This window comes from Stygiolobus caldivivus, from assembly GCF_019704315.1.
Lineage (GTDB): Archaea > Thermoproteota > Thermoprotei_A > Sulfolobales > Sulfolobaceae > Stygiolobus > Stygiolobus caldivivus.
Genome location: NZ_AP024597.1, coordinates 241,232 through 259,938, shown reverse-complemented (window position 1 = coordinate 259,938; position 18,707 = coordinate 241,232). Strand labels below are relative to the sequence as shown.

Here is an 18,707-nt window from a genome sequence, read left to right as displayed (position 1 = left end):
AATTTTAGATCAAAATGTTATTCCCATTTTCACCGTGGGAAACATAAATCATTCTAGGCTTCATCTCCTTTATCCTTTGAATACTCTTGAGTAAAAGTTCTATGTCTTCATATATTATCGGGACTTTTAATCCCTCTTTAGTACCTTGTAAAATATCGCCCACAATTACCGAATTATTTTGGGGTATATGGATTGAAATCGAATCTGAAGTATGTCCGGGTGTATATAATATCTCCAGATCCTCAAAATCTCCTTCAGATAGAGTACATTCAGTGTTTATTCCTCTAAAACTTTTATTAGTAATGGAGGCAAAAGGCTCTACTACCGCTTTATACAAGAGGGAGTGGACTACTGGTTTCCTAATTTCCTCCCCCCTTAAGTACTTTACTCCCTCTTTATGTATGCAGAATTCAGCGTTGGGGAGAGCGTTTTTTAGTTCATAAGCGCTCCCTATATGGTCTATGTGAGAATGAGTGAAAATAACATATTTTACTTTATTTTTATCAACTTTTGATAAGATCTTTTGTGAAGAGTTAGGTAGACCACTATCTATTATTATCTGGTCTCCATTATCTAGTGTTATGACGAAAGATTTAACAAACCTCAGTTTGATTTCTTTAATATCCATCACAATGTATTACATTAAGAATTATTTAAACTTAATAATAATAGAATTATAAAAATTTTCAATAAGAGTAATTAAGAAGGAATTTTGGTTCAATACCTTGTACAGAATATATTTGCGATTTTGTTTAGACTTATCTACACTCCAAAAGCACCATATAATTTGCCCCTAACAAGCTTGCATTTGTAACCGCGGGAGGGAACAATACCCCTGGAAACGCCTTAAGGCTCTTTGATATCGAGAAGGCTTTCTTTAAAACCCCTTAAACCATAAACGTGAACACGTGCTCACCACATAGCTCAGGCCTAAAAACTTAGGAGCCGTTCCGTGTAGTCTTAGACCGTGATAAGTAAAGTTAAGTACGCGATTTTATGAGCTCAGTGGATATATAAGTGTACTAACCCGTATATTTAACTCATAACTATTCCCTTCAATTTTTACAGCCTAAACTTAAATACAATATATTTGGCCTTTGTTATCATCCATTTAGTTGTATTGTTAACGTTTAAAAAGTAGTTTGCATAAAATAATTACACCTTGAACTACGATGATCTCAGGCTGATAAAACCAGTTCTAGATTATGATGTGAGTAAAGACAACGATTTAATTGCCCTAATAATTAGGGATACTAAACCAGAAGTTTACCTATACTCTGAAGGAAAAATAGATACTCCAGGGTTCCCGGAAGAGGTAGTGTGGGCTGATGATAATAGGCTCTTAATAACTGTAGACGTGGATGGCAGTGAGAAAAGGAGCATACTTGAGTGGGAAGAAGGATTAAATAAACTGAGACCGCTTTTAAGCGATAAGTATGATAACTTCTCTCCTACAGAAACAAAAAACGGGTTACTATTTATCTCAAATAGGGACGGGAAGACACTCCACCTCTACCTTTATGACGGGAAGAAGGTATCTAATATCAGCAAGGGTAATAACCCAATCAGCGGTTATTGTACTAACGGTGACCTAATCGTATATTCTCAAGGGATTTATGACGATAACGTCTACGTCACTGATTTTTCAGGACAGACTATAAAGGAAATATCCTTTCAAGAGAGCGAGCAGATCATCCCTTCAGACCAGTGCTTCCTTGATAAGGACAAGTTTATCTTCCTCTCAAACCATCAGAACACTCTGGGGATTTACTCATATGATATTAAAAGCGGAGAGATGTCCTCAATAGTCTCCATACTAGACTATGACATACAAGAAGCTGTAGCTTACAATAATAACGTCTTATATACCCTAATAAGGGATGGGAAGAGCGAATTATTGCAAGTCCCTAATGCCAGGCTTTTAAAAGGAGGCTATATCCACGATATCAAGGTAGTAGGGAATTCGATCTATTTCCTTATGTCCAAGTACTCTAGGGCGACGGACTTGTACGTTATGGAGAACAAGCTGATCCAGAGGATAACAGATTCTATGAACGGTATAAAAGACGACTTCGTTAACCCAGTCTCACTTACCTATGACTCTGAGGGTATTAAGATCCACGCCCTTCTATACAGTAAGGGCAGTGAAGATAAAGGGGTAATTTACGTACACGGTGGACCGGATTTCCAATGCGTGGACTATTTTAACCCGACAGTTCAATTCTTGGTAAAAAACGGGTTTAAAGTGATATGCCCCGACTATAGGGGGAGTACAGGCTACGGGAGGAAGTTCAACCACCTGAACGATAGGGACTTAGGGGGTGGTGACCTTAGGGACGTGGTCAACGCTGTAAAAGTGCTTAATGTAAAAAAAGTAGCTATAACCGGAGGGAGTTATGGCGGGTACCTTACCATGATGGCGGTAACTACTTATCCCGATAAGTGGTGTTCCGCTGTAGCAGTAGTGCCCTTTGTGAACTGGTTCACAGAGAAACAGTTCGAGAGGGAAGTGCTCAGACAGTACGACGAAATAAAGATAGGTGATGATGAAAAGCTGTTAAAGGAGAGGTCACCGATATTTTACGTGGATCGGATAAAAGCCCCCTTGTTAGTTTTAGCGGGTCAAAATGATCCTAGGTGTCCTGCAGAAGAGACATTGCAGGTTGTCGAAGAATTAAAAAAGCTAAAGAAAGAAGTCTCATACAGAATATATGAAGGTGAGGGACACGGGTTCTTAAAAGTGGAAAATTACATCGACTCTATAAAACAAACAGTGGAATTTATAGTAAACCATTGTAAATAAAGAAAGTACGGTCGTTTGGCAAGGTACCAAAGATAAGGGATACTCAGTGAGGCAATGAGTTTCTGTCTTCATCACTAGGTGAGAAAATGTTTTCGTTTATTCCTACGCTTTTATTTTAACTATTTCATACATGGTGGAGCGGGGGCTTACCCTAGACCACCCAGCTTTAGGTGGGTCATGGGGCTCCTTCGAACCAAACGGCACGTAGCTCATGCCTCCTCAATTGGGCATAGCTCACATCGGCATGAGGGGTCATTTTCATCAATAAATGCAAAATAAACGAATAAAAAAGATTTCTATGAAATATTAAAAAGGATTAAGTCAATACGAACAGTACTGTTGACCTCGTTAACTGAGCTAGTACAGTCATCTAGTCTTAGTTTTTTCCAATTGTAAACCAATTTTTACATTTAAATTTTATATTAATTAGGAAAATTAAAGCAATTATTTAAAAATGTGATAAGTTTATATAAATTACTAGTCAAAACTATAATGACAAAAATATGATAGGCAAGAAACTGTTCTCTATTTTCCTGGTTTTAAGTCTAATATTAGGATTCGGCTTAGTGATCTCCATACTCAGCGGTCAACTACAGTTTTCTATGTCATCTCCGGTAGCAATAACTAGGGAATACATCAGCTATAATGGGACGTATTTCCCTTACACGCTAAAAGTAGTCTATTACCCCGGTAACTCCACAGACGCGAATATGGGGTTTCCCTCTACATGGGGTGTTACAAACTCCCAACAAGACCACAATGCCGTAGTACCTACCACATGCACAGCACTGGTCACGGGAGTATCGTGGGAACTACCCGCTGCACAGATAGCCGGAGGTGTTTCAATACCTCTATCAACTCCGCCTTCGCAATTACCTGCGGCTAACGTAATGGGTGAAAGAACTGCCTTAGTCATGCTTACGCAGATGGTCGGACAGCCCTTAGGAGTGTCCTTAGCAGATAATGAACTCTTCGTAGAGATGGACAGCGTTCCGGGTAGCATATTTGCAGTAAACCCAGTTACGGGTAACATTATATGGTATGCTACTGGCTTAGCGAGCTACGCTATGAATAACCCAATAGTGTGGAACGGAATCGTATATGTAACTGTAGGTGATGTGGGGTTCAACTTCGCTAATTTCGTCCACTACGAAAGGGGGCAATATGACCTGATACACAGAGGTATGGGATACGGGGCGATCTACGCCTTTAACGCGTCAAACGGTGTGTTATTATGGATGAGGTTTACCATGGGTGAGGCAATGCCGGCACCCGCTGTGTATAACGGTATTTTAGCCTACACGACAGGTGGAGGATGTTTCGTCGGGGTTAACGCTACTACCGGACAAGTGTTATGGATGGACGACTTTAAGGGGCTGTTTGCGAGTATGAGTAGTGTAAACTACTACGTAATGCCTAACGGGACTCCTATGTTCGTAGGGGGATTTACGTCTTTAGGTGCTCCTTACGGGCTTATAATAGCGGTGAACGGGATTAATGGTGCCGAATTATGGAACGCTACGCTACCTGCCCCTAACAAGCCTTTTAACACCGGTATGGGAGACGTACCGGTTGCAGTGTCTCAGACTTACGGGATAGTAGTGCAGAGCACTGTGGCTAATGCAGAGCCCAACGGTACGGTTGACACTATGTTATTAGCTATAAACGCTACTAACGGGAAAGTCATTTGGGCTACTAACTTGGGTAGGGGGTATACTCCCCCAGCATTTAAGGGCGGAATCCCATTAATTATCAATAACACAGTCTATGTAGGGATACCGTCTCTGGGTAGTGAAGCTGCGGTTAACTTATTTACGGGGCAAATAGAGTGGGAGACCAGATTACCTGATTTAGGGATACCTCCTAAGTACCCAGGCGGACCTAGAGGGAGTCCAACTTATTATCGCGGGCTGTTATGGGTAGCGGCGGGAGGAGATATCTACGTGTTGAACCCGCATAACGGTCGCATATTAGCGGCTTATAATGTAGGAGGGAGGTTTGGTATAGTAAACCCCGTTATAGCTGGGAACACGATGTTCCTCGCAAACAGTTACGGTTGGGTCATAGCACTGCCTTTAAGTGAAGTATTTGCGTCATATCAAAGCTATTAATTTTTTTTTAAAAAAAGAGAAAGGAAAATAATTCCTTATTTCTTTTTTCTCTACACTCTTCCCTCTTCCTATACTGCTATGGAGTTGACGCCATCAAAAACGCGGGTTATGTTTAAATTAGATAAAACGAAAGCTTTTTTATGAAACTTAGATACAGAATAGTGCTAATCGTTATACTTCTCGCTTTGTCGTATTTGTTTTACTTGTTAGCATACCATTATGTCAGGGTAGGCGGAGTGTTGTCAGCTGTGTCCTTCTGGACAGCTGTAGGGCTAATGATCCCAAAGAGGTTCTACAATATGGTTTGGAAAGAAGTCAAAAAGGGTAAGGCCTATTGGGTATCTGCTGCCCTCTATATGACCTTTCACGTTTTACTTTACGGTGCGTTTTACGAGATAATATTCGGGGGAGTCGAATATTTGCCCTACGTTGCAGTTGACTTTGGAGCCGCGGTACCTCCACCGTGGCCCTATTTTATCCAGTATGAGACTGAGGCTATAGGGTTCACTTTTTACCTTTATGGTTTCGTTTCAGACGCCATCCCTTACACTATATTTCTCGGGTTTATACTGTCCCTTTTACTAGGCGCCAATGTCCAGAGGGTAATAGAACTGTGGAAAACTGTAAAATCGATGAAGAAGAGCACTACGTTAGTGGTCCTACCTACTATCGGCATCGTCTCTGGTACTTCGTGTTGTCTCTCTCTGCCTACACTGATCATTGTTACTGTAGCGGCTGGGGTAGGTGCAGTGTTTTCTGTCTTACCTATTTTAGCTTCATCGGAATACTATATCCTAGTATATTACGTCCTCCCTTTGGGGTCGGTGGCCTTATTAACTGCAAACCTTAGGGACCTGAACAGGGTCTTGAGGTGTAAGGTGACAAAATGAAAATTCAGATATAACTCCTTAGGGGCTAATCGAATCAAAAATTTATTTACCATGATGCGTTGTTATTGATGTGCGGGGGTGCCCGAGCAAGGTCAAAGGGGTCGGGCTCAGGACCCCATTAGTGAGATCCCCGATGGCGTAGGCCTGCGTGGGTTCAAGTCCCACCCCCCGCATCTTAAATTGCTTAAAAAGCGGTGAATTTTATAAAATCTGTTTAATTATATAATAATTCGGGCATATACATACGACGTTATATTTATAGTATTTATAGATAGTGACGTTTTACTCATATTTCGGTTCTTTCGTGAGTCCTTTGCGAATTGAAATTATCTCTGTTAAGTTAGTGTAATTCAAATACAAACAGACAGTATTATCATTAAGCTATTTATATTTCTAAAAATTTTAGTACGTAGTAATACGTTAATTTAATATTTATACTGCTTTAAACAAAGGTCATCTGATAAATTATATACAGATGACAGCACTATCACCGCACTTAGAAGCCTATTCTATTCTTCTTTATTACTTATTTATTACTTAGTAATAGTTCAATTTTATACAAAAAACAATTTAAATCTACATACTATATAGGTGCATGTTTTATCATACCTTCTCTTAAACACTTGTATGAAACTCTCAGTAGACCTAGGAAAATACGATAAAAATCTCCATTAATTAGTAAAAAGTAAAAATAGTATTATGATAAATAAGGTTATACTTTTACACACTAAAATTCAGTTTTGTAGAGGTTTATCTCTTTTGGCCCGTGGTCACTCTAACGGCTCCACCGTTAACGGATATAGTAGCCTTAATATTTCTTTCTTTAGGAATGTTCTTGCACCCCTTAATTACCCCTCCGTTAACGTCCGTGCAAAAGATTATCCCGACCTCACGAGGCATATCTATATGTATCTTCCCAGCTCCCCCGTCTACCCCCACATAAAGGGTTCCTTCCTTAACGTACTCTAGTTTAGACTGTACCGCCCCTCCGTCCACCTCGATCCTCGAGTTGACTACGTTATTAACCTCGGCGTGTATAGCCCCTCCATCAACAGTGAGTGATAAGTCAGACACAGAGTTGTTTATTATGATTGCCCCACCGTCCACTCTGCCCTTAAAGGAACTTAAAGGAGGGTAAGATATTATTGCACTGCACCCGTCAAGGTCTATCTTCAACTCATTATTTATAGTCTGTATTTTAAACCCATTTTCATCTATACATCTAATCTCGGCGTGAGGGTCGCCCTGATCGATTTCGACCTTCCCTCCATCTACAGAGACCTCCAAGTTAGGTAAGAACGACAAAGGGCCATCATATACTTTCTTGAGGTTTACTCCTGAGACATTTATGGAAAAGTTCATGGGCAAATCAGTAATAATATCGATGTCTTTAAGCCAGTCAAATAACTTGGAAAAGAAAGGCAGAGATGCCTTTTTAGTCTCGTTATCGTTACTCCCTTGTGTACGGGGAGGTAAGCTGTCCCTAACCTCTTCGCTGTGGATCTGTTGGATCACGTTGTATGCTTTCATCCCTAACTGTGTCAGCTTATAGTATCCCTGCTCGTCCTTCATGATAAGCCCGTTTAGCTTCTTAATGTGGAAAGCCAATGCAGCACTTTCGAGTTCCAATTCCCTTTGCAGTTCCGAAAAAGTCCTAGGCCTTTCAGCCACCAGCTGGATTATTCTTCTCCTGATTTCATGGGATATTGCATCGAATATGTCTCCGTTTTGCGACTCCATAATAATTATTGTGTCAGATGATTTATAAGTCCATTAGTAAATTTCAATTTATTTTATTAGTAAATAAAATTTTACTCCCTTATTGGGCGACGGGGAAATGTACCCCGCGTAATATTTACTCTACAGCCTTTTTCATAAAAGATACAGATAGGTTGAAGGGATAACCTAAATTTATTCGTGCTCTAAATGAGTAGGTTATGCCATACAGTTACACACGGCTTATGTGAAAATTGAACCGCCCTGACGCTTACTGTGAAAATGAAGCGAGACTACAGTAATATACCCCTTGAAGCTTTAAAGGGCAATATAAATCCTCCGTTATACTAACTCGCCTAAGGGACTATATTGCCCTTTAGACTGTTCTCGATAACACTATGAAGCACGTATTCCCACTCAGGGTTCACGTACCGGTAATAGGTCGTGTCCCAACTGTAATTGTTCTAAACAAAACTTTTTAATTCCGAAAAGACTCGATAAAGCATGGTTGAGAGATCTTTTTTATTCCTCCTTGCTTCTAGAGTGGCGAGAAGTATAGCATTGGTATATGTAAGCCTTTCGATCCCCCTTTACCTCTCATTACTCGGGCTCTCAGCGGTGAACGTGGGGCTGGTAGTCTTCGGTGTAGTGTCCTTCTACTCCCTATTGTCACTAGGGCTGGGGCTTTTGGGAGACAGATACGGTTATAAAAAGTCCCTTATCATAGGCGATTTTTTGCCCCTTGTAGGTATAACAGCTCTCTCTATTACCTCAAACATACAGTACGTCATCCCCCTACTCATAATCACCGGTATAGGCGGTGGTGCAGCAGGCGGGCTCAGGGGTATGTGGTCACCTGGTATCTCAGCCCTAGTTGCCTCTAACTGGAAGCAGGAGAAGGAAAGGGTGAAAAAGCTCGGTTACCTGAGTTCAGGTGCAAGTAGTGCGAGCATAATAGGTAGTCTACTGCTTTCAATTCAACCCCTCTTACACCAACAGCCAGTAGACGAGTATAGGGCCCTGTTCAGGGTCGCGGCTGTGTTAATGGCGATATCAGTCATAAGCATATTTTTTGTAGAAGAGGCGAAAAGGCCCAAGAAGACCACCAAAGTAATGGGCAAGAAGAGCTTTACCTATCTCATAAGGGTAATTGCCTCTAATACTATTACCGGGGCTGGGATCGGACTGGCAGTACCCCTATTACCTCTCTGGTTTAAATTAGCTTACCACGCTACCGAGTCGGAAATAGGGATAGTATTTACTCTTTCCTACCTGCTCACGTCGGTCGGTTCATTCTTGGCATCGAGGATCAGGGGTAATACCTTATTTATAGCTTCATTGACGAGGTTACTAAACGGAGTCTTCTTAATAGCCATGGCACTATCACCTTTCTTTGTCCTCTCAGCAGCTTTTTATGCAATCAGAGGGTTTAATGCGGGTATAGGTGCACCTAATAGGACTGCGATAAACGTAAGGGGGATATCTGCTGAAGACTACGGTGCAGCAACCAGCATACAAGGTGTGTCTACCAGGTTAGCCCAACTCAGTAGTGGGGCCAGCGGGTACTTAATGGAGTTGTGGTTGCCGATGCCCGAGATCTTAGGTGGAGTACTGCAAATTGCAGGTGGATATATTTACTACGCCTTGTTAAGCAAGGTCAAAAGCGAGTAATGAGGACACAAGTGTGGCGGATAACTCTTTAGACCTCCACAACCCGCAACGTGAAAGTGAGGCCTAGGTAGCAGCTCACGTAAAACCTTTTCATCAACATGTTTTTACTAAATAATGCGTGTGAGATATATTACCAAATTATAATTAAATGCTTACTTGTAGAATATTCGGCATAAAACCACGTGTAAGCATTCACATAAGTGTTTAGGGTAATATTCATTACACGTCTTTTCAATTTTCTAAGTAATTATTGTTTGGTAAACGTAAAAATTACAAGCTTAACTCAGCAGTATCTTCTTAGATTCTTCTAATACCTCTATCTTTCAACGTATGAAGTAGTGTCGTTAACTGTGGGTTTCTTCATGAAACCCCCAGAAGCGAAGGACATAACCACTATTACAACCGTCGATCACTCGTTTTCCCGGCATAATTGTAAAGGTGTTAGAGGCTTTAACTAGAAGATAAGTGTACTGCCTACCACCTTTCGTCCTATAACTCCTTTACTAATCTACGGCGTTGCTCGAACAGACAGTAGGATAACCTGATTTGAAACAGTTAAGCGGGGGGGGGGGGGCAAAGAATTAGTGTTAAGCTATACTTTTTAGAGTTCATGACATCCGACAACGCTTATACTCTGATGATTATTTGTAAATAGTACGAAAAGGGATCAGCCACTAAACCTGAATACGAATTTAACCAGTCGTTTCAAAGAGTAAAAAGATACTCTTAAATTGTTCGAAGTCAAACAATTTGTTATGAAATCTAATGAATTAAGGGCTTTGGCTATAACCTCCTTAGCCCACTTTATGAATGACGGTACTTTCCTGGTCTTCCCCCTCTTAATCGTCTATTACTCTACACAAGCCCACGTAAGTATAGTGTTCTTAGGTACACTGTCAATAATATACACCCTTTTATCGGGGTTATTGTCGCCAGTAATCGGGGACTTTGCAGACAGACACAATTTAGATACGCCGTTATTAAGCTTGGGGATACTACTTGAAGGGATAGCCCTAATGTTATTCGCCTTGGGTTTTTCCTTCCCTTCCCTGATAGTTTTAGGCACAGTAATTTTAGGGATAGGACAGGCCTTCTATCACCCTATTGGTGGTGCTATCCTCTCGAGGATCTTCGGGAAGAGTAGCGGCAGGGCGCTGGGGTTGAACGGGGCTTTTGGGAGTGTCGGGAGGGCTGTAATGCCTACTATAGTCACTTTCATGATACTCGCCATAGGGGAGCTGTTAGGCTTAGTATCACTTTCCCTGGTCTTTGTGGTCGCTACGTTTATCATATTTGTAGGACTTAGCTTCTATAAGAAAGGCGGTTCTGGAGATATAAGGAAGAGTAAGGAAAAATTGGACAGAATATTTTACAAGTTTCTGTTTATCTTAGGTGTAATCGTGTTCATAAGGAGTATGTTTATAACCGGAACTACTACTTTTACCGGCGAGTTCATTTACGATACATACCATTCTAAAGTATTAGCGGGGGTATTCCTGACTGTGGGGTTTATAGGTTCAGTGTTCGGACAGCCCTTATTCGGCTGGGTGACGGAGAAAAAGGGGGGAAGATTTGCCTTCCTAATTACGAGCATAATATCAGTTCTGGCTTTCCTCGGTTTCTTGTATTTTTCCGTTTATTTAGTAGCTGCGGCCGCTATGTATGTTATCTTCACGTTAGCCGCGTTCAGCGCTTTTCCAGTCCTCCTGGGTTATGTGTCCCAGACCTTTCCTAAGTCGTTCTACACTGTAGCTAATTCATACGTGTGGGGGATCGGGGTCACTGTAGGAGGTGCAGCAGGGAACGCCCTAATTACAGCACTCTTAGGGGACAAAGTCCCTTTGGTCACTACGTTCTATATAGCCCTAGTCCTAGCTGTAATATCTATTATATTGACCCCCTTAATACCTTCGAAAGTCAGGACTTAGTGTGACCCGGTCTTTTATAGCCTTAGGTATAGAAAAGTCCCCATAATAACGTCTACTTTAGGACGTATGTTTACGTATAGCCAAGTGCTAATGTTACATTAGTTACAGTACTGAGGCCTAAGCCTGAAACTTTGCATATAAAATATTGCTCGTGTTCACGTTAGAGTGAAGAAACTAAGTAACCTTACCCGTTTCTAAAGTGTGCCGACTTATTTTTAAACTCGAGAATAGGACTACAGATTCCCGCCCTTGCAGTGAATCTAAAAAGCAAGTAGCGACTTAGTGCCCCCTTATCCTCTCTCTCATGGCATCGAAACTAGAATATACTACCTCTTTCCAGTTAACACCCCAAAAGTTCTTAGTCTCTATTTGACTACCGTCTTCAGTAACCGACATCAATACTCCCGCTTTTTTAAGGATCCTATAGGAGGGAAAACACAAGGACCCGTGTGCGGCCAAAACTTTATCAGCTCCTAACCTAACGCATTCTTTGGCTACAGTTGGCCTCTTCATGGGAGAGTTTAAAGCCGGGTTTTTCTCCTTCATGACTACCTCGTTTTTCCCCTCGTCATATAGTACTAGCAGTTCTCCTCTTGAAAAAACTCTTACACGTAAATTCTCATCCGTAACCGTACATATCATAGGATATACAACCACCTCATAACTTTTAAGAGTATGTAAGTTTATACCTTAATAGTGCGTAACTCTAAGGTCTTTATACGGCTCTTATACTCCTTGTGGCTTTCAATAGCAACGTAATTTTCTCAATACACCGAGCGGCCTTAGAGACTTCATTACACTTTAAACTGTGACTGGGTTAGGTAGAGAATCCGTGTACCGCACTTTCCTAAAAAGACAAAGGCCTTATAAGCACAAACTGGTCGCGAGGCTTTTCCTCACTAACCCGGTAAGTGCTACTCATACACCTGCACCACTACAGCCCTATTTTGTGTCTTTGAGGGCTTTTTTAGACACGTCAGATATGTTAAAAACATTTTAATATATCCCATAAATTAATTAGATTATCATATATTCTCCTCGGAAAACATAAAATTTATGTTCACTTTTTAAAGTATATGTTTACCGAAAAAATGAACACTTTTCAGAAGAGTTGTATGTTCCTCATTAACTTGTATATGCTGTATATCAACACTATGTTCATAACTAGGAACATGGCTATCCCTACTGGAGGTAGTTCAGTATTGCTCCAACCTAAAAACGGGTAGTCAATATCCGAGTATTGAGGGTAGCCGAGTACAAAGAATATGCTAAGGATAGAATCTGCTAACATGTACACAGCTAGTCCCGCTAATTTTTGTGCAAGCGACATCTTGGGTATAAAAGACCCCGCTAGGATGCCCCCCACGAGGAGGGTGGCTTCGCATAGAAACCTGTACTGCCAGAAAGACGCCGCTAGCGCGAAGAACAGCGGTATATGCCAAAAACCTGCGGGTATAACACCTATCAGCAACGACCAAAAAGACCCCCTGAAGTACTTGTAACCTATGATCAGCCCTGCTGCGTAGAGCGCGTAATGGTCGAGCATATACGCTATCGGGTTCGTAAACTGGAGTATTTCTACGTAGGGGTTCACAAAAGCGAGGATAAATATTAAGGGTATAATAAGGGGTTTTTTAGAGACATTATGATTTAATTTAATCATAAAAAAAATTAAGAGATATACCTTAAAAAATTTACTTTAATTAAACTAAATTTTTATCATTACCCTTAAAACTATTTGGGTTGACGGTGTCTTTAGCGTGGTCTACCTTCGGAGTATCTGTAGGTGTATTATTCATTGTTATGTTAGTCCCTGCAGGCATAGATGGGGCCTCACTGCTTACCCAGAATATACTCGTACCTACCCTTAGTAAAGTAAATATTACCGGGATCGCATACATAGCAAAACTTATCCCCATTATCATTGCAAAGTAAGATATTGCGTCCATAAAGGACTGGAAGTAGGGCGGATATGATACCCACCTCCTTATCAGTCCTATGTAACCTGCATAGCTCATGGTATACCCAGCACCTAGTGCACCAACAGTCCATAATCCTAACCCACCGAACACCATCCCCTTGCTTATATTGGATAACTGCATTAACGTCCCCATTTTAGCTTGTAACATGTCGAGGAGTATAGCGACATACCCTACGACTATAATCGTCCATATCATCAAGTGGAAATGTCCTACTACATAGTACGTGTTATGGACTAGTACATTTAAGGTGTTTTCAGGTAATATTAGTGCTTGTAGCCCGGCCAGTATAAACCCTATAAAAGCTATTAATGACGCAAAACCTACAGGGTTCTTGTAGTCGTACTTTTTAGCTGTAGCAATTGTCAGTCCTAAGTTTAACACTGTCAGCCCCGACCCTGCAGCCAGTATTAAGGTGGTAGGGGTAATGAACGCCCTTATGTATACCGGTAGGGGCCATGTCTGCAGGTGGTGCACCCATGCTGTCATACCGAAAGTGAAGAGTAATAGTATGTTCCACCTAGCCCATTTCTCACTATAAAGTGGCCTTCCGGCAAACTGTGGTATTAGGGCGTACAGTCCGCCAAACACTGTGAACGGTACATAGTATACTACTGGGTGTCCCCAGAACCAGAACAGTACCACCCATGTTAACGGGTTAACTGGGACGTTTGCCCAGAAGTATAAGACGTACCACAGTTCCGCAGCAGCTAAGGCAGGTTCTGTAAGGAATATGAACGCACCTGCGAACATCATCGCATAGGCAGCGAATATAGGTATCTTCCCTTCTTTGGGCTTCGTCTTAAGGGCGTCTATAAACATCACGAGTGCGGTTAACGTGACAGCTACGGCTTGTACGAACATCATGAAATACGCTAGTCCAATTAGGGTGTTGGAATGGAACTCCAGCCAGCACCCGCTCTGTAACGCTAGAGGTGGGTACATGTACCAGCCAGTCTTGGGCCCTCCTGCAAAAGTTATTATCATAGGTACGTTGACCAACCAGAACAATGCATACAATAACTTATTGTGGATAGTGGACATGTTGCTCTTGTACAGCGCATAGGCAAACAGTGAAAAGGACAAGTCCTCGACTATTATCATCATAGCTGCTTGTCCGTGAAAAGTAACGAGGAAATAGTATAGGGGTGCAACAGCTTCTTCTGTTTTTGGCGGTAGGTTAGGGTTCAGTAGTATAGTCCTAAACCATAGTGCTGCTATCCCCATAGCTATTAACCAAGATATTCCTCCTGCTGCATAAACTAGGGCTAGACCTAAACTAGTTTTTGGAGCGAGTTTGACCATCTCACATCACCCATATATAACCATACATTAAGGGATGACCTACTCCACAATATTCGGAACAATGGAACGTATAGTTTCCGGGTACGGTAGGTGCATAGAAAAAGGCGTAACTGTTTACACCCGGTACTATGTTCCAGTTTTGTGTACCGTGAGGTAACCTTATGTAAAAGCCGTGGACTACGTTATTACTGTATAGTACTATTACTATTGGCTGACCGGGGTTGACTTTGATATACGGTACCGAAAGACCTGGGTTGTATCCTTGAGTATAGCCTATTACTTGGGGCATGCTTATATTCATTTCATGTCCGTTGACATAGATTATCTCTGTGGCATTTTGCGGTATGAAAGCCCACTGCACAGCGAGCATATACACTACTAGGGTCCCGTTTGGTAAGGGTTTAGGCAACCCGCTTCCCAGCGGTAAACCGTATCGGTAAGTCGCTGAAGTCCCGTTAGCTATAGTCGCATAAGTATAGCCTGTAAAAGCGATTACAAGGGCTAACATGATGAAAAACCATATCTTTTCCCAATCCCTATGCTCACTGGACAATTTAGATCAAAAGTTTTAATCCAAATAATAGTTTAAAAGCTTTTCTTAGTATTTATTTTTAATTGTCATTAATTATTAAAGCATAAATAGTTTTTAAATCCTGATTGAACTAAAAGCAAATATTTTAATTACTAAATTTTAGGTATTAGGAGAAGAACTAAACCAATAATCATTATATCGGGTTATTTGGTGAGAGAGAACCATTGTAGAATTATACTAATTCCACAAGGGGATATTTTAATTCGTGATAGAGACATGAACGACCCATAACCCAATATATCAAGTATTCTGTTTGATTAAAGTTATGACCTCCTTATCGCCCATCTTACTCACTGTTCCCTTTAATATTACTTAGCGTACAAATATCCGATAAAACACTATTTTGCTGAGATGAATAGAGATTTTGAAGAGTACCCAATGGTCTACAAATTGATTTTGTATGAGTGGTAGAAATATAGTTAATTTTTTAAAAACTAAAATTACAAAAATTATAAAGAAAAAGATATTTGCTTTTATTCAACTTTTAGCTTGTCATTATTATGTATGGTGTTGTTACTGATGTTGATGCTATTATTGTCCCCCACATCCCTGCTGCTGCGTGTCCCGGTACTCCGCAGGCGAACCAATATATCCCAGCGGGTAGTGTTACGGACGTTGATGCTGTGGAACCGGTCGATATCCCTGTTTCATAGTTTGTAGGTGTACCCCCTGCTACAGCTAGGATCTTACCGTCATTACCTATATTGTCAGTAGGTGTGGCAGTAGTGTTCTGCAATATCACTACGTCGTGGTTTAGCGGGGCATAATTAGTATAGATCACGATTAGGGTCCAGCCAGCAGGGATATAAACGTGTATAGTGTCATAATCAGTACCGTTATAATTTATCGGGTCACCGGAGCTCGAGGAGTCCAAGTAGAGGAAGACAGTCTTATTAGACGGGTTATAAGGCATCTTTATAGCACCGGGCGGAAGAGTAGAAGTTGTAGTAGAAGTCGTCGTGGTAGTAGTAGTTGTAGTAGAAGTCGTGGTAGTAGTAGAAGTTGTCGTCACAGTATAGCTCGTAGTTTCTGTAATTACAGTTGAAGTTGGCGGAAGTGTCGTAGTGGATGTTATACTTGGCCTAGTAGCTACATAGTATACTGCCACTCCTACTAGTATTATTGCTATCACTATAGCCACAACAATGGGAGTGCTTGAAGCCATGATGTTTCAAAATTTACTGTTCACTCTGGCTAATTAAATTTTTTCCTAAAAAATCGATTCAAGAAGGAACATTTTAAAAAAGTTAAGATAGATATAAAACCTTATTTTTGTATAAAACTATTTAATATTTGTTCTATTATAATTTTTTAATGAACTAATAGGGGGTTTTCACGGTTCCTTTATGAATTGCAATATTCTTTACGAAATTAGTGTAATTTAGCATATGAATAATCATAATTATTCTGTATAAACTAAATTATAAACCCGTCGCTTTACGCCTTTATGTGGTATCGTGCATTAATTATCGTGATTTAACATTGGTTTTAATATTTTTAACAGTTATATAGTATATCTATACTTAGACAAATGAAAATCACAAAATAAACATGAATTGCCAACAATAAGGGCTTAAATGAGTCGTTTATAAATTATAATACCCTCTACTGAATTAACATAATTCAGTGTATGAATAAATGATTCATGTGAGACTATTCTTAATTTTCTAAATCATAGCGTCCTTATCGGGGGTGTTCTCAAACAGCCATGAAATTCGAGAAGTGTTTGTAATATTATATCAGTTTATTTCTAATATAGTGTATCCCCTTCAAGTAAGCCTCGTTCAACGGAGTCTTCTCCCTCGAGTAAACTACCGGGTACATGACATTCAACAAGGCTAGACTATACTCAACTATCCCCACGTCCCTGTTAACAGCCCTCGTGTCCCTTGCCAACCTAGCCAAGTGGGCCCTACAGTAAGTAATGATAACTCTCCACAGTGTAAGTATACTCCTTACCCACAACGTGGTTGTCGAGTACTTGGTAAACCGAGTAACCATCAGTGTAGTACACCCTACTCTCGGGTAGGGAGTTCTGGAGGGAGCTAAAAGTCCTATAACCCCTATCACCCGTGATAAAGAAGGGCACACCATCTGCTAACGCGTTCCATATCCACAAGTCCACCCCCTTTCGCCCATGTCTGACCCACACGTAAGTCCAACTCTCGTCGAGCACTGTAGCTTTTGCCGTGAAACCCTCTAATCGTTCTTGCAAGAGTAGTAGGTAAGCATACGCTTCTACCCCTTTCCTCCTTATAAAGCTGTATATTGTCGTTAACGGTTTCCCTTCGACTCTCGCTATCCCCCTCATGCTCATCCTATTCGTGTACTCTTTCAATACCCTCTCCTTTTGTTCCTTGCTCATCTTGTGGTTGGTCGCTTGGTAGGACGTCTTCCCGCAAGTTTTGCACTTGTATTTTGTTTTTCCTCTAGATGAGCCGTTCTTTACTACTCTGTTTGACTTGCACGAGGGGCACGGTGGTCTTTCTTCTCTCCTCCTCTTTACCCCGAGTTTTTTAGTGTAGTAGTATAGTGTTGATGGTGGTGTCCCTAACTTGGTGACTTGTACTCCTAGTAAGTATGCTGCTATTGCGTATGCAAGGTCTTCCGGCTCGTGTTTTCTCGGCTTAAAATTTAAATCCCTTAGGGTTAAAAGTATTAGTTGTGCAAGGGTTACGAGGTCCATCTAGTGACCCCACATAAACCTCGTGACCCTTGCACATGAGTTTTTCTCTGAAGTAATGTTTTCCTTTACACTTCTAGCTCTTTTCAGTTAATCGCACTATAAAAAAGATTTTTTATAAATACTCTAATATTTTTACAAATACTTTTCGAATTTGGTGACTGTTTGAGAACACTCTCAACACTCCCTCCTTATCACGCACTTTTATGTACTCTCCTTTTGATATCACGCCATTTTATATTGCTTAACCTGCATTTATACTTAGTTATGTCTTCCTTCAAGGTAAGAGTCTATACTCTTATACGCTGAGGCTTTCATTATCGTAAAAGGGTTATATTCTATCCTTCTACACATTGACCGAAGAATAATAGTTAGGGGCTCACTTGATTAAGGCGAATAGAAACCACAAAAAAGAGCTGGTTGTTCATAGAAGCCAATTCGAGGTCTAAGTTCAACCGCCATAATTAATTACAAAATTTCTAATAAGTGAAGTGATTTCTTTGATAACGGTAACTACATATTCAAAAATTAATCTAATTGATTTATTCAATCTATTTTTATTTTATTTAATATAAATAAATAAGTATGATTTCTACTTCATCTGTTAGATTACATATATTCGTTCAATGTATTAACACCTTTTAATTTCAGAAAAAGTAGAAATTTAGTTATTCTAATGTAAGCCATTATTTTACTCAATATTTTACTTGTTAGGAAACTTAGCTCTAGGGTAACATGTTATTTATTTGACTCTAAATGGCGTCTAGGAATTAATTACAGCCTAACCACTTGTAGTATTATACTCAGTCTTTATAATATTAAAAAATTTAGAATATATTTACTATCTTCTTTTTGACTAACAGTAAAAATATTACACCGAAAGCGAATGCTAATGCTGCTAATCCAAAACCAAACACGTCCTCAAAACCTATGCTACTTGGTGGGGCATATGTCGCCACAGCAAATGGGAATAACATGGCCATCATAACTTTTTTAATAATATATAGTTTTAAAAGTTTTTGATTTAAT

Annotated in this window: 13 protein-coding genes, 1 tRNA gene and 1 pseudogene; 6 read left to right on the top strand and 9 right to left on the bottom strand. The window is 40.4% G+C overall.

The annotated features are described in order from the left end of the window. Window positions 1–4: 4 nt before the first annotated feature. Window positions 5–628, bottom strand: a complete 624-nt coding sequence (locus KN1_RS01215) for an MBL fold metallo-hydrolase (protein WP_221288942.1) — start codon at window positions 626–628, stop codon at window positions 5–7. Window positions 629–1,162: 534 nt separating this feature from the next. Between KN1_RS01215 and KN1_RS01210 the strand changes: the two genes are divergently transcribed. From KN1_RS01210 to KN1_RS01195, 4 genes are all read left to right on the top strand, one after another. Continuing rightward, entirely contained in the window at window positions 1,163–2,803 is a 1,641-nt protein-coding gene (locus KN1_RS01210) for an alpha/beta hydrolase family protein (RefSeq protein WP_221288940.1), read from the top strand. A gap of 503 nt (window positions 2,804–3,306) precedes the next feature. Next, complete coding sequence (locus tag KN1_RS01205; RefSeq protein ID WP_221288937.1) at window positions 3,307–4,914, top strand: outer membrane protein assembly factor BamB family protein; 1,608 nt, start codon at window positions 3,307–3,309, stop codon at window positions 4,912–4,914. A gap of 140 nt (window positions 4,915–5,054) precedes the next feature. Further along, the gene (locus tag KN1_RS01200) at window positions 5,055–5,804 is read left to right on the top strand and encodes a hypothetical protein (RefSeq protein WP_221288936.1); all 750 of its coding nucleotides are present in this window, start codon (window positions 5,055–5,057) and stop codon (window positions 5,802–5,804) included. Window positions 5,805–5,876: 72 nt separating this feature from the next. Then, window positions 5,877–5,977 (top strand) — tRNA-Leu (locus KN1_RS01195). A 577-nt stretch (window positions 5,978–6,554) separates the two neighbouring features. On the opposite strand, the gene KN1_RS01190 is transcribed toward KN1_RS01195, so the two are convergent. Continuing rightward, the gene (locus tag KN1_RS01190) at window positions 6,555–7,544 is read right to left on the bottom strand and encodes an ArsR/SmtB family transcription factor (RefSeq protein WP_221288934.1); all 990 of its coding nucleotides are present in this window, start codon (window positions 7,542–7,544) and stop codon (window positions 6,555–6,557) included. Between the two features lie 480 nt (window positions 7,545–8,024). On the opposite strand from KN1_RS01190, the gene KN1_RS01185 reads away from it, so the two are divergent. Further along, window positions 8,025–9,191, top strand: coding sequence for an MFS transporter (locus tag KN1_RS01185; protein WP_221288932.1), 1,167 nt, complete (start codon window positions 8,025–8,027; stop codon window positions 9,189–9,191). A 755-nt stretch (window positions 9,192–9,946) separates the two neighbouring features. Next, window positions 9,947–11,119 (top strand): MFS transporter, encoded by a 1,173-nt coding sequence (locus KN1_RS01180; RefSeq protein ID WP_221288930.1) that lies wholly within the window; start codon window positions 9,947–9,949, stop codon window positions 11,117–11,119. A 279-nt stretch (window positions 11,120–11,398) separates the two neighbouring features. Here the strand turns inward: KN1_RS01180 and KN1_RS01175 are convergent, their stop codons facing one another. The 7 genes and pseudogenes from KN1_RS01175 to KN1_RS01145 all read right to left on the bottom strand — a co-directional run bounded on the left by KN1_RS01175 (window position 11,399) and on the right by KN1_RS01145 (window position 18,664). Further along, window positions 11,399–11,761, bottom strand: coding sequence for a hypothetical protein (locus KN1_RS01175; protein ID WP_221288929.1), 363 nt, complete (start codon window positions 11,759–11,761; stop codon window positions 11,399–11,401). A 460-nt stretch (window positions 11,762–12,221) separates the two neighbouring features. Next, entirely contained in the window at window positions 12,222–12,782 is a 561-nt protein-coding gene (locus KN1_RS01170) for a DUF1404 domain-containing protein (RefSeq protein WP_221288928.1), read from the bottom strand. Between the two features lie 40 nt (window positions 12,783–12,822). Beyond that, window positions 12,823–14,403 carry a proton pump complex quinol oxidase subunit SoxB gene (soxB, locus tag KN1_RS01165; protein ID WP_221288927.1) on the bottom strand — a complete coding sequence of 527 codons (1,581 nt, stop codon included), beginning with the start codon at window positions 14,401–14,403 and terminating at the stop codon, window positions 12,823–12,825. A gap of 1 nt (window position 14,404) precedes the next feature. Beyond that, entirely contained in the window at window positions 14,405–14,956 is a 552-nt protein-coding gene (soxA, locus tag KN1_RS01160) for a proton pump complex quinol oxidase subunit SoxA (protein ID WP_221288926.1), read from the bottom strand. Between the two features lie 523 nt (window positions 14,957–15,479). Further along, a complete protein-coding gene (locus KN1_RS01155; protein ID WP_221288925.1) occupies window positions 15,480–16,160 on the bottom strand; it encodes a sulfocyanin-like copper-binding protein in 681 nt (226 codons plus the stop codon). Window positions 16,161–16,729: 569 nt separating this feature from the next. Then, window positions 16,730–17,716 (bottom strand): annotated as a pseudogene (locus tag KN1_RS01150) (IS1 family transposase). Window positions 17,717–18,505: 789 nt separating this feature from the next. Beyond that, window positions 18,506–18,664, bottom strand: a complete 159-nt coding sequence (locus KN1_RS01145; protein ID WP_221288922.1) for a hypothetical protein — start codon at window positions 18,662–18,664, stop codon at window positions 18,506–18,508. Window positions 18,665–18,707 lie beyond the last annotated feature (43 nt).

Coding starts and splice junctions, on each gene's coding strand:
- KN1_RS01215 (WP_221288942.1), bottom strand. CDS start 628: ATGGATATTAAAGAAATCAAACTGAGGTTTGTTAAATCTTTCGTCATA.
- KN1_RS01155 (WP_221288925.1), bottom strand. CDS start 16,160: ATGGCTTCAAGCACTCCCATTGTTGTGGCTATAGTGATAGCAATAATA.
- KN1_RS01205 (WP_221288937.1), top strand. CDS start 3,307: ATGATAGGCAAGAAACTGTTCTCTATTTTCCTGGTTTTAAGTCTAATA.
- KN1_RS01200 (WP_221288936.1), top strand. CDS start 5,055: ATGAAACTTAGATACAGAATAGTGCTAATCGTTATACTTCTCGCTTTG.
- KN1_RS01190 (WP_221288934.1), bottom strand. CDS start 7,544: ATGGAGTCGCAAAACGGAGACATATTCGATGCAATATCCCATGAAATC.
- KN1_RS01170 (WP_221288928.1), bottom strand. CDS start 12,782: ATGATTAAATTAAATCATAATGTCTCTAAAAAACCCCTTATTATACCC.
- KN1_RS01145 (WP_221288922.1), bottom strand. CDS start 18,664: ATGATGGCCATGTTATTCCCATTTGCTGTGGCGACATATGCCCCACCA.
- soxB (WP_221288927.1), bottom strand. CDS start 14,403: ATGGTCAAACTCGCTCCAAAAACTAGTTTAGGTCTAGCCCTAGTTTAT.
- KN1_RS01175 (WP_221288929.1), bottom strand. CDS start 11,761: ATGATATGTACGGTTACGGATGAGAATTTACGTGTAAGAGTTTTTTCA.
- KN1_RS01185 (WP_221288932.1), top strand. CDS start 8,025: ATGGTTGAGAGATCTTTTTTATTCCTCCTTGCTTCTAGAGTGGCGAGA.
- KN1_RS01180 (WP_221288930.1), top strand. CDS start 9,947: ATGAAATCTAATGAATTAAGGGCTTTGGCTATAACCTCCTTAGCCCAC.